The organism is Testudinibacter aquarius, assembly GCF_004342725.1.
Lineage (GTDB): Bacteria > Pseudomonadota > Gammaproteobacteria > Enterobacterales > Pasteurellaceae > Chelonobacter > Chelonobacter aquarius.
In genome coordinates this window covers 73856-88445 of the sequence record NZ_SMCP01000002.1, presented here as the reverse complement: position 1 = coordinate 88445, position 14590 = coordinate 73856, and the positions used below count along the sequence as shown (strand labels likewise).

Annotated in this window: 12 protein-coding genes; 7 read left to right on the top strand and 5 right to left on the bottom strand. The window is 46.3% G+C overall.

What is annotated here, in order from left to right:
* Nucleotides 1–72: 72 nt before the first annotated feature.
* From glgC to zapB, 4 genes are all read right to left on the bottom strand, one after another.
* Nucleotides 73–1395, bottom strand: coding sequence for a glucose-1-phosphate adenylyltransferase (gene glgC, locus EDC16_RS02180; RefSeq protein WP_132964971.1), 1323 nt, complete (start codon nt 1393–1395; stop codon nt 73–75).
* A 63-nt stretch (nt 1396–1458) separates the two neighbouring features.
* Nucleotides 1459–3450, bottom strand: a complete 1992-nt coding sequence (glgX, locus tag EDC16_RS02175; protein ID WP_132964969.1) for a glycogen debranching protein GlgX — start codon at nt 3448–3450, stop codon at nt 1459–1461.
* A 36-nt stretch (nt 3451–3486) separates the two neighbouring features.
* Nucleotides 3487–5691, bottom strand: coding sequence for a 1,4-alpha-glucan branching protein GlgB (gene glgB, locus EDC16_RS02170; protein WP_132964967.1), 2205 nt, complete (start codon nt 5689–5691; stop codon nt 3487–3489).
* 352 nt (nt 5692–6043) lie between these two features.
* A complete protein-coding gene (zapB, locus tag EDC16_RS02165) occupies nt 6044–6283 on the bottom strand; it encodes a cell division protein ZapB (RefSeq protein WP_084256318.1) in 240 nt (79 codons plus the stop codon).
* Nucleotides 6284–6503: 220 nt separating this feature from the next.
* On the opposite strand from zapB, the gene glpX reads away from it, so the two are divergent.
* Nucleotides 6504–7517, top strand: a complete 1014-nt coding sequence (gene glpX, locus EDC16_RS02160; protein WP_132964965.1) for a class II fructose-bisphosphatase — start codon at nt 6504–6506, stop codon at nt 7515–7517.
* 56 nt (nt 7518–7573) lie between these two features.
* Here the strand turns inward: glpX and EDC16_RS02155 are convergent, their stop codons facing one another.
* The gene (locus tag EDC16_RS02155) at nt 7574–8332 is read right to left on the bottom strand and encodes a DeoR/GlpR family DNA-binding transcription regulator (protein WP_132964963.1); all 759 of its coding nucleotides are present in this window, start codon (nt 8330–8332) and stop codon (nt 7574–7576) included.
* A gap of 223 nt (nt 8333–8555) precedes the next feature.
* On the opposite strand from EDC16_RS02155, the gene ltnD reads away from it, so the two are divergent.
* Genes ltnD through EDC16_RS02125 form a run of 6 tightly spaced genes read left to right on the top strand, consistent with a single transcriptional unit; the run spans nt 8556 to nt 14567 of the window.
* Nucleotides 8556–9455, top strand: coding sequence for an L-threonate dehydrogenase (ltnD, locus tag EDC16_RS02150; RefSeq protein ID WP_132964961.1), 900 nt, complete (start codon nt 8556–8558; stop codon nt 9453–9455).
* 2 nt (nt 9456–9457) lie between these two features.
* Nucleotides 9458–10708 carry a 3-oxo-tetronate kinase gene (gene otnK / locus EDC16_RS02145; RefSeq protein WP_132964959.1) on the top strand — a complete coding sequence of 417 codons (1251 nt, stop codon included), beginning with the start codon at nt 9458–9460 and terminating at the stop codon, nt 10706–10708.
* Nucleotides 10705–11337, top strand: coding sequence for a 3-oxo-tetronate 4-phosphate decarboxylase (gene otnC / locus EDC16_RS02140; RefSeq protein WP_132964957.1), 633 nt, complete (start codon nt 10705–10707; stop codon nt 11335–11337). The genes otnK and otnC overlap by 4 nt, the downstream gene beginning before the upstream one ends.
* Nucleotide 11338: 1 nt before the next feature.
* Complete coding sequence (gene otnI, locus EDC16_RS02135; protein ID WP_132964955.1) at nt 11339–12115, top strand: 2-oxo-tetronate isomerase; 777 nt, start codon at nt 11339–11341, stop codon at nt 12113–12115.
* 20 nt (nt 12116–12135) lie between these two features.
* A complete protein-coding gene (gene denD / locus EDC16_RS02130) occupies nt 12136–13083 on the top strand; it encodes a D-erythronate dehydrogenase (protein WP_132964953.1) in 948 nt (315 codons plus the stop codon).
* A gap of 11 nt (nt 13084–13094) precedes the next feature.
* The gene (locus EDC16_RS02125; protein WP_132964951.1) at nt 13095–14567 is read left to right on the top strand and encodes a GntT/GntP/DsdX family permease; all 1473 of its coding nucleotides are present in this window, start codon (nt 13095–13097) and stop codon (nt 14565–14567) included.
* Nucleotides 14568–14590 lie beyond the last annotated feature (23 nt).

Genomic DNA, 14590 nt, shown 5'->3' with positions numbered 1-14590 from the left:
GATTTCCACCTGATTTTTGCTGAAATAAAACATCGTCTCCGCACTTGAAAAAGCGGAGACGATGATGTGTGACTATGGTTCTGCTTTATAAGCTTTTTTAGCTTGTTGCTCTGTTTCCTGTTTTAGTTTGCCCAACATTTTTGAGGTCACCAAAACCACCCCGCCTTTGCTGACACGGAAGCGTCTTGCATCAAGCTCTAAATCAACCCCGATTTCCATACCGTCAGGAATATTACAATGGCGATCAATAATGGCACGCTTGATCACCACATTTTTTCCGATGGTGACTTCCGGCAAAATGACTGAGAACTCTACTTGTGATCCCTCTTTTGCTACGACATGATCAAATAACACTGAGTTACTGATAATTGCATCAGTAATAATGCAGCCGCCGCCAACTAAGGAGTTGTCCAACGCTCTGGTTTTACGCAGATGCTTGTAGAAAAATTTGGACGGGAAGGTCTGTTTAGGGGTGGAACGAATCGGCCAGCGTTGGTCGAAAATATCCAACTGTGGATGTTCGGTGACTAAATCAATATTAGCTTCCCACAACGCATCAATGGTGCCCACATCGCGCCAATAAATTTCACCCTGTGGGTTGCGCCCCATGCAAGAGCGGCTGAACGGATGGGCATATAAAACGCCTTCTTTTAATGCTTGTGGAATAATGTCTTTGCCGAAATCATGGTTGGATTCAGGTTTGGCAAATTCTTGATCCAAAATGCTATACAGATAATCTGCATCAAACACATAAATTCCCATCGACGCCAAGCAGGTATCCGGTTTGCCTTGCATCGTTGGTGGATTCTTCGGTTTCTCGATAAAATCGGTCACTTGCAGATTCTCATTCACACCCATCACACCGAATTCAGATGCCTTCTCTTTTTCCACCTCGATACAGCCAACCGTACATTTTGCACCGCTGGAGACATGATCTAGCAGCATTTGGGCATAATTCATTTTATAAATATGATCCCCTGCCAGAATCAGAACATATTTCGGTTTGTAATGGCTTTTCATAATATCGCAGTTTTGGTACACCGCATCGGCAGTGCCGCGATACCAAGTGCTGTCATCCAACTGTTGACGTGCCGGTAGCATATCGACAAATTCATTGCGTTCACGCGGCAGGAATGACCAACTGTGCTGCAGGTGACGTAGCAGCGAGTGCGCCATATATTGGGTGACGACCCCGATACGATTCAAATTGGAATTGATACAATTTGACAGGGCGAAATCAATAATACGGCAAGAACCTCCGAAATAAACCGCTGGTTTTGCACGCTTATCTGTGAGTTCGTACAAACGTGAGCCTCGTCCACCGGCTAAAATCAACACTAAAGTATCATCCGTGATACGCAACATGCTTGGTGAGTTTTTCAAAATTTCGTCCATATTCGTTTTCCCCTAGTTTAAGATCCAATAAAACACCATAACAATTTGGTAATACGACTTGATTTACCGATATAAAATATAAAGGCCAACAGTGCTAACCTTCAGATTATTCCCCTCTACTGTCATTGTTTGCTGCGAAATAGCATGACGCCATGTTCCCTGCGGCAGATTAAAATCCTGTTGCTGTGCGCTGCGGTTGACGATGAATAACCATTTGTCGTCAAGCTGAATCTGGAATCCGACACCACTGCCATCTTCCCAATCAGCAATGCTCATCGCTTGGCCCGCTTGGTTCAGCCATTGCACATCATTGTCATTCCACCAGTCATTGTGTCCACAAAGTGCGGTAATCTGTTTGCGTATTTGGATAATTGCCCGGCTGTAAGCCAATAGCTGTTGATCTTGTTGACTCCAATCTATCCAAGTGATCTCATTATCTTGGCAATAAGCGTTGTTATTGCCTTGCTGACTATGCCCAAACTCGTCACCTGCCAGCAACATCGGCGTACCGTTGGCTAAAAGTGCGGTCGCGAGCAGCGCCCGTTTTGCGGCTTGGCGCTGTTGTAAAATATCGGCTTGCTCAGTTTCACCTTCAATACCGAAATTATTGTTATAACTTTCACCGTGTCCGTCACGATTCTCTTCGCCGTTAGCCCAGTTGTGTTTCTGCTGATAGCTCACCAAATCGTGTAGCGTAAATCCATCATGGGAACAGATGTAATTGATCGAAGCACTAGGGCGTTTTTGGTCGTGCTGAAAAATATCCGCCGAGGCACTGAAGCGTTGCGCAAACAAGCCCATATTGCCTTGGTTATGCAGCCAAAAGCGACGTATATCATCCCGGAAACGATCATTCCATTCAGCAAAATAATCGGGGAAATTGCCTAATTGGTAACCGCCCCAACCAATATCCCACGGTTCGGCAATATATTTTTTATCTTTTAAAACCGGGTCATTGGCAATCCGTTCAAAAATCGCAGCATATCGGTTAAATTCCGGCTCACGTCCGATAATTGTTGCCAGATCAAAACGGAAACCGTCCACATGAAACGTGTCCACCCAGTAGCGCAGGCAATCATGCACCCATTGCAAGGTATTCGGTTTGGTCAGGTTCAACGCATTGCCACAGCCGCTCCAATTATGGTATTCACCGTTTTCGGTCAGCCAGTAGTAATTGGCATTGTCTAAACCGCGCTGGCTAAGTGTTGGCTGCCACCAATCAGAATCGGCGGTATGGTTGAACACGACATCTAAAATTACTTCGAATCCGGCTTGATGCAGGGTTTTTACCATCTGCTTAAATTCGCTTTCCGGCGTGGTGCCTTTGCGCCCGGACCAATAGCGATTGTCCACCGCAAACGGAGCCAATAAATTGTAACCCCAATAATTGGACAAACCGCGACGTTGCAAATGCAGTTCATCGGCATGAAATGCAACCGGCATCAGCTCAAGTGCGGTCACGCCGAGTTTTTTCAGATAGTTCACTGAAGCCGGGTGCGCTAAGCCGGCATAACTGCCACGCAATTCCTCCGGAATGTTCGGGTTTAGTTGGCTGAAGCCTTTCACATGCAGTTCGTAGATGATGGTTTGTGCCCAAGGGTAATCAGGCGATTGGTCACCTTGCCAATCGAAATCATCGGCGATGACGACTGCTTTTGGTGCAACTTCATGATTATCCAACTCATTGGCAAAATCAAACAACATCAGTTGTTTATCGGTTTGATAACAGGGTTTGCTGTCCACCGCTTTGGCATAAGGATCCAACATCACTTTTTGTGGATTAAAGCTGATGCCTTGCTGCGGTTTGTCTTCGCCGTAAGCGCGAAACCCATATTTAATACCGATTTCAACCCCAGCCAACCAGAGTGACCAAATATGATCTTGTCCTTTGATCATTTTAAAACGATGTTCTTTGCCGCGATAAGAAAACAGGCACAGCTCTATCATCGCAGCATGCTCGGAAAATACCGCAAAATTCACACCGCACTGTCCCTCAATAACTTGAATTGAAGCGCCCAGCGGCTGCGCCATTCCGTTTCTCACTCTACCAATCATGTTACCAACAACCTTTTTCCAGAATAGCCTGCTTGTTTATTTTTGATATTGCAGATAAATTGTTGCCAATGGTGGAATTGTCAGCGAAAGCGATTGCAATTTATTATGGCTGGCAATCTCCTCAGTCAGGGTAACCTCTGCATTGCCGACGTTCGAACCGTGATAATACTCCGAATCAGTGTTCAAAATTTCCTGATAAGCACCGACATGATTGACGCCGATGCGGTAATTTTCACGCGCTACCGGGGTAAAGTTGCTGACCACAATCACCTCATTGCCGTGACGATCTTTACGGGCGAAAGCAAAAATCGAATTTTGATAATCATCGACCACTAACCATTCGAATCCTAACGGATCGAAATCCAATTGGTGCAACGCGGGGGTTTGCTGGTAAACGTGGTTTAAATCTTTCACCAGATTTTGTACGCCGCGATGCCAGCCGCCGCCGTGTTGGTCGTCCAGCAGGAACCAGTCCAAACTTTCTTGATAATCCCATTCACGACCTTGGGCAAATTCTGAACCCATAAACAGCAGTTTCTTACCCGGATGTCCCCACATATAGCCGTAATACGCACGCAAGTTAGCAAATTTTTGCCATGCGTCACCGGGCATTTTGTCGAGCAGCGAGCCTTTGCCGTGCACCACTTCATCGTGTGAGAGCGGTAAAATAAAGTTTTCGGTGTAGTTGTACAGCATACCGAAAGTCAATTGGTTATGGTGGTGTTGACGATATACCGGATCCAGCTTCATGTATGACAGGGTGTCATTCATCCAGCCCATATTCCATTTGTAATGAAAGCCCAAACCGCCCATTTCCGGTGGGTTGGTGATACCCGGAAACGCTGTCGACTCTTCGGCGATCGCCATGCAGCCGTCCATCTCGTTGCCGATGATGTAGTTGGTGTGCTTCAAAAATTCAATTGCTTCCAGATTTTCACGACCACCGTATTGATTCGGGATCCATTCCCCCTCTTTACGGCTGTAATCGCGATAGATCATTGACGCTACCGCATCAACCCGTAGCGCATCGATGCCAAAGCGCTCTAGCCAATACAGTCCGTTGCCTGCCAAAAAGTTTTTGACTTCATTACGACCATAGTTATAAATCAGGGTGTTCCAATCTTGATGGAAGCCTTCGCGCGGATCGGCGTGCTCATAAAGTGCGGTGCCGTCAAAATACGCTAAGCCGTGCGTATCGTTCGGGAAGTGACCCGGCACCCAGTCCAGAATCACATTAATGCCGGCATCGTGCGCTTTTTGAATAAAGTTGCGCAGTTGTTGCGGGCTGCCGAAACGGCTGGTCGGTGAATATAATCCCAGTGGTTGATAACCCCACGAACCATCAAACGGAAATTCATTAATTGGCATCAATTCGATGTGTGTAAAGCCCATCTCTTTGACATAAGGAATCAGTTGTTCGGCGATTTCGTCATAATTTAGCCAGAAATTATTTTCCAGATTACGCCGCCACGAGCCCAAATGGACTTCATAAATTGAGATCGGTGCCTCAAAGTTGTTCGCTTGTTTGCGCGCCTCGGTCATTTCAACCATATCCGGCAGCGCACTGACTTGTGAAGCCGTATCCGGACGCAACTGCGAAGCAAACGCATAAGGATCGGCTTTCAGGCGCAGAGTGTCGTTGGCGTCTAACAGCTCATATTTATACAGGCTGCCTAAGGTGACTTTGGGAATAAAAATTTCCCACAAGCCGTTTTCCGGGTGGAAGCGCATCGGGTGACGGCGTCCGTCCCAGAAGTTAAAATCCCCGACCACCGAGACCCGCTTGGCATTTGGCGCCCACAGCACAAAATTTACCCCTGCTACGCCATCAATTTCGGTGAAATGTGCGCCCAGTTTTTCATAAGGGCGATAATGTGTGCCTTCTGCCAACAACCAGTTGTCTAAGTCCGACAAAATCGGGCGAAAACGGTAAGGATCTTCTAAAATTTGGTTTTCATGCCCCCAAAACACATTGAGTTGATAATTAAAAAAATCATGCTTATCTGCCATCACGGCGCTGAAAAAACCATCTTCATGCAAGCAAGTCATTTCTGCCACTTCTTGCTGACTCTCTTTATCAATAATCAAAACTTTTGAAGCATCCGGCATCAGCACCCGCACTTCTACCCCGTTGTCGGTTTCGTGCATTCCTAACACCGCAAACGGATCCGAATGTCTGCCGCCCAATAGTGCTTCTATCGTTGCCCTATCCACTGTCGCTGAATTTGCCAAAACACTCATATCTATCTCCATTTCGATTATTTGACTGACCAAACCGTTATATTCAAGGTTGAGAAAAAAATTCAAATGAATTTAACATTTAAGCAAAAAATATAACGTTATATTATCCTTTTTTATACTTAGCACAGCTAATCTGCCTATAACTTAAGACTGTCACAAGCTTTGTTAAGATTCAATCGGAAAAGTTGAAAAGCAGGGGATAGATCACATTATTTTATAAAATTAAATAAATGCTCGTAATGGAGACGATGGCTCAAATTATAAACAAGGATCAACAGATCCTAGAAACATTGGAAAATAAAAAACCGAGTGCGGTTTACACTCGGTTTTTAATGGACAAAGCCAAAAAGAATTACACGTTATCGATTTTACCCAATAGCGAACGCAATCTTTCTTGCCAATTGTTATGTTCGTTTTTCAAGTGATCATTTTCGCCAGCCAACGCATCGCGCTCACCGCGCAAATGATTCAACTCATTTTGAACCTGTTCATGTTTACCTTTCAACTCTTCAATTTCCAATTGTTGTAATTGAATGGTTTCAACGGCTTGTTTAATTTTTTCATCTAGTTGTTCGAGCAGCTCAAAAGACATAATCATCAATCCTCAATAAATAATAGTTCTACAGAAAATAAACCTCATTCTAGCCTAGTTAGCCGCAGATTTCACATAGAAATTGAAAAGTGCGGTCAATTTTTTTACGGCTTTGCGCCATCAGTTGCAATACTGTGCTAAACTACGGCTTTGTGTGGATAGCCAATCCATCGTTCGCTAACTCATTCTCCTTCAACCTCAAATGAATAGGTCACACAAAATGAAAAGAGCCCTTGCAATCGAATTTTCCCGCGTTACTGAAGCCGCCGCCCTTGCCGGCTTTGCCTGGTTAGGACGCGGCAACAAAGATGCCGCCGATGAAGCGGCAGTCAAAGCCATGCGCATCATGCTGAATCAAATTGATATTAACGGCGAAATTGTTATCGGCGAAGGTGAAATAGACGAAGCACCGATGTTATATATCGGCGAAAAAGTCGGCAATGGTAGCGGTGAGAATATTACGATTGCCGTTGACCCGATTGAAGGTACACGCATGACTGCGATGGGGCAAGCCAATGCGCTGTCGGTGCTCGCTGCCGGCGGACCGGATACCTTCCTGCAGGCGCCGGATATGTATATGGAAAAATTGGTGGTCGGGCCGGAAGTGAAAGGCATGATCGATCTCAACCTGCCACTGGAACAAAACCTACGCCGCGTTGCCTCAAAACTGGGCAAACTGCTTTCACAATTAACGGTGATCACCCTCGACAAACCCCGTCACCAAGAAATCATCGCCAAAATGCAGCAGCTGGGCGTCAAAGTATTGGCAATTCCCGATGGCGATGTTGCCGCTTCGATTCTATGCTGTTTGCCGGATAATAATGTCGATATGCTGTATGCCATCGGCGGTGCGCCGGAAGGTGTGGTCGCCGGAGCGGCAATCCGTGCCTTAGGCGGCGAAATGCAAGTGCGGTTGCTGCCACGCAATCAAGTGAAAGGCGACAGTGAAGAAAATCGTGCCATTGCCGCACAAGAGATCGCCCGTTGCCAGCAAATGGGGGTGGAAGTCAATAAAGTGTTGCAACTGGAAGAGATTGTGCGTGACGACAACCTGATTTTTTCCGCCACCGGCATCACCAACGGCGACTTGCTGAAAGGCATTCACCGCAAAGGCAATATCGCCACCACCGAAACATTATTAATCCGCGGACGCTCACGCACTATTCGCCGTATTCAATCGTTCCACTATCTGGATCGCAAAGATACTGAGTTATATCGTCTGATTGGTAGCTAATGACCTGATAAAGTGCGGTCAGCATCGCTATCGGCCGCAAAACCGATAGCGATTTCTTATGCCAACATCAATTCAATATTCAGATTTTGAATATTTTTCTGCACGCTTTCCAGCAAATCTTTATCGGTCACAATGGTGTCAAATACGTCTAAACCGTAAATCCAGAAGGTGGCGACTTTGCCGTATTTTGACGAATCGGTGACCAGCACATTTTTTTTGCTCGATTCGACAATCGCGCGTTTCACTGCCAGTTTTTTCTCGTCCGGGGTGGTTAAGCCTTTCAGGTTCCAGGAAGAGGTGGAAACAAAGGCGACATCAATCGAAATGTTGCGTAAAAATTGTGCCGACAGTTCGCCGACGGAAGAGTAGTTATCTTTGCAGACATGACCACCGGTGTGGATCAATTCACCGTTGCCCTCTTTAATCAAGAAATTGGCGATCACGAAATCATTGGTGATCACTAATAAATCACTGCGTTTGGCAATATGGTGTGCGATTTCCAACGTAGTGGTGCCGGCATCTAAATAAACCGTTTTACTGTCGGTGATCAACCGAGCCGCAGCTACGCCGATAGCTTGCTTTTGGCTTTGAAACAGCAGGGATTTATCATCATGCGTCGGCTCGCTGAACAGGCGTTGCAGTAATTGCACGCCGCCGGACACCGACACCACTTTGCCTTGTTCTTCCAGTTTTTGAATATCGCGCCGCACCGTCATATGCGACACCTGCATAATCTCAACCAATTCGGCGATGCTGATCAGATCGTGTTCGCTCAGCAACATCAGAATGCGTTTTTGTCTTTCTGCCGGAATCATGGGCTAATTCCTTAAATTTATTGTGAATTTTAGTGAAATAATAACACTTTATGAGTAAAGAACTCAAATATTGATTTTAAACAGCGATAAAATTAACAATAAATAACATAAATTGTGAATATTTGTGATCTTACTCTCAGTTTTATCTTTTTAGTTCAGGCATTATGCAGCGAGATAATACAGATAAAAGTAATTTAATGTTAAACCTAAATGGAGATTTTTTATGAGCTATTCAGTCGCAGTCGTAGGTCTCGGCGCAATGGGTATGGGCGCGGCACTTTCTTGTGTTAACGCTAAGCTTGATACTTATGGGATTGATTTAAATCCTGTTTTATTAGATAAATTGAAACAAGCCGGGGCAAAAGAAGTGGCAATGAATGCCGATGGTTTTGCCGAGAAACTGGATGCCGTGCTGCTGTTGGTGGTCAATGCCGCCCAAGTTAAAGGGATCTTATTCGGCGAAAGCGGACTGGCAGCCAAATTAAAAGCGGGTACGGCGGTGATGGTTTCCTCCACCATATCCGCACAAGATGCCAAAGAAATTTCACAAAAATTAACAGCGCTAGGCTTAATTATGCTGGATGCACCGGTCTCCGGCGGTGCAGCCAAAGCGGCACAGGGTGAAATGACGGTGATGGCGTCGGGTTCGAGCGAAGCCTTTGAAAAGCTGCAACCGGTGCTAAGTGCGGTCGCAGGCAAAGTGTACAACATCGGCAGCGAAATCGGCTTGGGTGCAACAGTAAAAATCATTCACCAATTGCTTGCCGGCGTGCATATTGCTGCCGGTGCGGAAGCGATGGCGCTGGCTGCCCGTGCCGGCATTCCGTTGGATTTGATGTATGACGTGGTGACCAATGCTGCAGGCAATTCGTGGATGTTTGAAAACCGCATGAAACATGTGGTGGACGGCGACTATACACCGTTGTCTCAGGTCGATATCTTCGTCAAAGATTTGGGCTTAGTCACTGATACCGCTAAATCATTGCGTTTCCCGCTCCCTCTCGCCAGCACCGCATTTAATATGTTCACCTCTGCCAGTAACGCCGGTTACGGCAAAGAAGACGACAGCGCCGTGATCAAAATTTTCGACGGTATTACCTTGCCACAAAAAGAGGAGAAATAATCATGTTGGGTGTTATTGCAGATGATTTTACCGGGGCGAGTGATATTGCCAGTTTTTTGGTTGAAAACGGCTTGCGCACCGTGCAGATGAACGGTGTGCCGAAACGCCAGTTGCAAGAGCCGGTCGAGGCCGTGGTAATCAGTTTAAAATCCCGTTCTAATCCGGTCGAGGAAGCGGTGCAGCAGTCGCTGCAAGCTTTGGCGTGGTTACAAAAGAGCGGTTGCAACCAGTTCTATTTTAAATATTGTTCCACTTTCGACAGCACCGCCAGCGGCAACATCGGTCCGGTGACCGATGCACTGTTGGATCAGCTCAACGATGATTTCACGGTGATCACCCCGGCATTGCCGATTAACGGCAGAACCATTTTCAACGGCTATCTGTTTGTCGGTCAAACGTTACTCAACGAATCGGGGATGCAAAACCACCCGATTACACCGATGAAAGATGCCAATCTGATGCGTCTGATGGACGCGCAAGCGCGCGGTAAAACCGGTTTGGTGGCGTATTCTGATGTGATTCAAGGCGCCGATCATGTCAAACGCTGTTTTGAGCAATTAAAACAACAGGGCTACCGCTATGCGGTGGTTGATGCGGTGGATAATTCACAACTAGCGGTCTTGGCTGAAGCCATTGACGATTTCAAACTGGTGACCGGTGGTTCCGGTTTAGCGGCGTATATGGCGGCGTACAAAAATAAAAACAACACGGCACAGGCTGCAAAAACCGCACTTTTACCCAACAAAGCCAAAAGTGTGATTCTCTCAGGTTCTTGCTCAGTGATGACCAACAAGCAAGTGGAAGCCTATAAAACCAAAGCCGCGCATAAATTATTGGAAGTCGAGCAGAGCCTGAATAATCCGAATTATGCCGAAGAGCTGTATCAATGGGTGATTGAAAATCTGAACGGTGAATTTGCACCGATAGTCTATGCCACGGTTGCGCCGGCGCAGTTGCAAGCGATTCAAGCCGAATTCGGCGGCGAGACCGCCAGCCATGCAATTGAGCAAACTTTCGCCGAATTAGCTCAAAAATTAAAGCAGTACGGTGTGAAAAACTTCATCACTGCCGGGGGAGAAACCTCCAGCATTGTGGTGCAGAAATTAGGTTTTGACGGCTTCCAAATCGGCAAGCAAATTGCACCGGGCGTGCCGTGGCTGAAAGCCCTCGATGAAGCGACTTTTTTAGCACTCAAATCCGGCAACTTCGGCAAAGAGTCGTTCTTTAGCGATGCACAGGAGATGTTTGTATGAGTGAACAGCAACAAAAAATCGATCTGGTCAACTTAGCTCGTTCATTGTTTGAACGTGGTTATAGCGTCGGCGGTGCCGGCAATATTTCGCTGCGTCTGAGCGGCAACCGCTTTTTGGTGACCCCGACCGGTTCGTCGTTGGGGCGCTTGAAGGCGGAAGATTTGTCGGTGTTGGATAGCGACGGCAACTTGCTGGAAGGCAAAAAACCGTCAAAAGAATCAGTGTTCCATTTGGCGATGTACCAACGCAACCCAGCGTGCAACGCCATTGTGCATCTGCACTCCACTTATCTGACCGCACTTTCCTGCCTGGACAATCTGGATCCAAGCAATGCCATCAACGCTTTCACGCCCTACTATGTGATGCGGGTCGGCAAATTGCCGGTAATTCCTTATTATCGCCCCGGCTCGCCGGAGATTGCCCGTGAATTGAGCGAACGGGCGCTGGACGGCAAAGCCTTTTTGCTTGCCAACCACGGCGTGGTGGTGTGTGGCAGCGATTTATTCGATGCGGTGGATAACACTGAAGAACTGGAAGAAACCGCGAAACTGATGTTCTTGTTAAAAGGACAAAATGTGCGTTATCTCACCGATGACGAAGTCAATGATTTGAAAAACAGAGGAAAATAAGATGCCTAAGTTTGCTGCTAATTTATCCATGATGTTTACCGAACTGCCGTTTCTCGATCGTTTCGAAGCGGCGGCAAAAGCCGGTTTCAAGTATGTGGAATACCTTTTCCCCTATGATTATCCGAAAGAGCAGTTAAAAGTCAAACTGCAACAAAACGGCTTGCAACAAGTGCTGTTCAACACGGCGCCGGGCAATGTGCAAGCCGGTGAGTGGGGCGTGTCTGCCATTCCGGGACGCGAAGCCGACAGCCAGCGTGATATTGATTTGGCATTGGAGTATGCGCTGGCGCTTAATTGTCCGAATGTGCATATCATGTCCGGCGTCGTGCCACCGGGCGAAAATTATGCCAAATACAAACAAACCTTTATCGACAACGTGCGCTATGCCGCTGACAAATTCAAACCGCACGGCATCAAGATTTTGTTGGAGGCGCTCAGCCCGCAAGTCAAACCGAACTACCTGACTGCCAGCCAATTCCAAACGCTGGAACTGGTGGATTTAATCGATCGTGACAATGTGTTCGTGCAGTTGGACTATTTCCACGCCCAAAATGTCGATGGCAATTTATCCCGACTAACCGACGCCTTAAAAGGCAAATTCGCCCATGTGCAAATCGCTTCCGTGCCCGATCGCCATGAGCCTGACGAGGGCGAAATCAACTACCAACATATCTTCGCCAAACTAGACGAAATCGGCTACGACGGCTGGGTCGGTTGCGAATATAACCCAAGAGGTAATACTGAAGACGGCTTGAAATGGTTTGAGCAGTATAAATAATTCAAAACGAGGATACCAATATGAAAATAGTTATTACCGGTGGTCAAGGTTTTCTAGGGCAGCGCCTAGCCAAAACGCTATTACAACAACGTGATATTAATATTCAGGAGTTGATTTTGGTTGATGTGAATGAGCCTGTTATTCCGAATAATGACAGTCGCGTTCGCAGTATTAAAATGGATTTGCGCCATCCTGACGGCTTAAACGAAGTGATTAGCAAAGACACAAGTGCGGTTTTTCACTTAGCAGCGATTGTCAGCAGCCATGCCGAAGAGGATCCTGATTTAGGCTATGAAATCAATTTCTTAGCGACCAAAAATCTGTTGGAGGCATGCCGTAGAGCTAATCCGAAAACCCGCTTTATCTTCTCCAGCTCCTTAGCGGTTTATGGTGGTGATTTACCTGAGGTGATCAGCAACAGCACAGCGGTAACCCCACAATCCACTTACGGCACGCAAAAATCGATGTGCGAACTGTTAATTAACGATTACAGCCGTAAGGGTTTTGTTGATGGGATCGCAGTACGCTTGCCAACAATTTGTATCCGTCCGGGCAAACCGAACAAAGCAGCCTCCTCTTTTGTCAGCGGGATTATTCGTGAACCGCTGAATGGCGAACAGTCCGTTTGTCCGGTAGCAAAAGAATTACTGCTGTGGATCTCCAGTCCGAATACTGTAATCCGCAACTTTATCCATGCGCTGACACTACCGTCATTGACCTCACGAGATTGGCATGTCATTAACCTACCGGGCTTTACTGTCAGCGTTGAATCTATGTTACACGATCTTGCTACGATTAAAGGAGAGGCTGTTTTAGAAAAAATTGAGTTCCAATTCGATAAAAAAATTAATGATATTGTCGCTAGTTGGCCTGCTCGTATTGATTGCAGCCAAGCGGCAAAACTAGGCTTTTATGTCGATAACAACTTTACTGATGTTATCAATCAATTTATTCAGCACGATTTATAGGAGATAACCCTATGTTTGGATTACCGATTCCCATTATTGGTCTTATTGTTGCCGTTGCTGTACTGGTTTATTTAGTGTTAAAAACTCGTGTTCATGCTTTTATCGCGATGCTGATTGCATCGGCTATTGCCGGGATTGTCGGCGGATTAAATGCCACCGAAACGCTGGCGGTAATTTCCAAAGGATTTGGAGGAACGCTTGGCAGTATTGGGATTGTAATTGGTCTCGGGGTGATGATGGGCAGCATTTTGGAAGTGTCTGGTGCTGCTGAAAAAATGGCATACAGCTTTATCAAATTTTTAGGCAAGAAAAAAGAAGAGTGGGCGCTGGCAATCACGGGTTATGTGGTGAGTATTCCGATTTTTGTCGATTCTGCTTTTGTTATTTTATACCCAGTTGCCAAAGCGTTGGCAAAAAACGGTAAACGTTCACTGTTGACGCTTGGGGTTGCCTTGGCAGGCGGTTTGGTAGTTACCCACCATACCGTACCACCAACGCCGGGGCCGTTAGGGGTTGCCGGATTGTTTGGCGTTGATATTGGTGCAATGTTATTGGTTGGTATGGTTTTTGCAGTTCCTGCGGTCATCGGTATTGTACTTTATGCTAAATGGTTAGATAAAAAATATCCTGATTTTAATCAACAAGTTTTTACTGATGAGGAATTGAAAGAAAAATACGACAGCTATATCGAAAGCAGAGAGAAGAAAAATCTGCCGGGCTTGGGTATTTCTATGTTGCCTATTGTGTTGCCTATTGCATTGATTTTTATTAAAGCGATCGTTGATTTAATCGCAAAACAGGAGCAATTTGCTTGGATTTTAGATTCGACCATTTACCAAATTATCGCCTTTGTCGGGAGTCCGATTATCGCCTTGGCATTGAGTGTATTGGTCTCAATCTATGCGCTATTACCCAATGCCGATAAACACACCACCGCACTTCACTTGGAAGAAGGGGTGAAAACCGCTGGGATCATTTTACTGGTTACCGGCGCCGGTGGCGCATTAGGTGCGGTATTACGCGATAGTGGCGCCGGTCAACAATTAGCGGAACAAGTGGCTAATTTACCGATTTCGCCGATTCTGATTCCGTTTATTGTTTCAACCCTAGTCCGTTTTATTCAAGGTTCAGGTACGGTCGCCATGATTACCGCAGCCTCAATTTCAGCGCCGATTTTAGCTGAAATACCAGGGGTTAATATGTTGCTTGCCGCACAAGCGGCCACTATGGGCTCTTTGTTCTTCGGTTACTTTAACGACAGTTTGTTCTGGGTGGTCAATCGTATGATGGGCATCAACGATGTGAAAAAACAGATGATTGTTTGGTCGATTCCAACCACAATCGCTTGGGCAATCGGCGGAACAGTTGTGATTTTGTCCAACTTGGTTTGGGGACAAGACGGTTCAGTATTTGACCTAGTGTTCCCGTTGGGCGTGCTTGCTGCTATTTTACTCTACGTCCAGTTACAAAATAAAAAGCTTTAATTTTCTCCTACAGGGCAATGGAA

Coding starts and splice junctions, on each gene's coding strand:
- glgC (WP_132964971.1), bottom strand. CDS start 1,395: ATGGACGAAATTTTGAAAAACTCACCAAGCATGTTGCGTATCACGGAT.
- glgX (WP_132964969.1), bottom strand. CDS start 3,450: ATGATTGGTAGAGTGAGAAACGGAATGGCGCAGCCGCTGGGCGCTTCA.
- glgB (WP_132964967.1), bottom strand. CDS start 5,691: ATGAGTGTTTTGGCAAATTCAGCGACAGTGGATAGGGCAACGATAGAA.
- zapB (WP_084256318.1), bottom strand. CDS start 6,283: ATGTCTTTTGAGCTGCTCGAACAACTAGATGAAAAAATTAAACAAGCC.
- glpX (WP_132964965.1), top strand. CDS start 6,504: ATGAAAAGAGCCCTTGCAATCGAATTTTCCCGCGTTACTGAAGCCGCC.
- EDC16_RS02155 (WP_132964963.1), bottom strand. CDS start 8,332: ATGATTCCGGCAGAAAGACAAAAACGCATTCTGATGTTGCTGAGCGAA.
- ltnD (WP_132964961.1), top strand. CDS start 8,556: ATGAGCTATTCAGTCGCAGTCGTAGGTCTCGGCGCAATGGGTATGGGC.
- otnK (WP_132964959.1), top strand. CDS start 9,458: ATGTTGGGTGTTATTGCAGATGATTTTACCGGGGCGAGTGATATTGCC.
- otnC (WP_132964957.1), top strand. CDS start 10,705: ATGAGTGAACAGCAACAAAAAATCGATCTGGTCAACTTAGCTCGTTCA.
- otnI (WP_132964955.1), top strand. CDS start 11,339: ATGCCTAAGTTTGCTGCTAATTTATCCATGATGTTTACCGAACTGCCG.
- denD (WP_132964953.1), top strand. CDS start 12,136: ATGAAAATAGTTATTACCGGTGGTCAAGGTTTTCTAGGGCAGCGCCTA.
- EDC16_RS02125 (WP_132964951.1), top strand. CDS start 13,095: ATGTTTGGATTACCGATTCCCATTATTGGTCTTATTGTTGCCGTTGCT.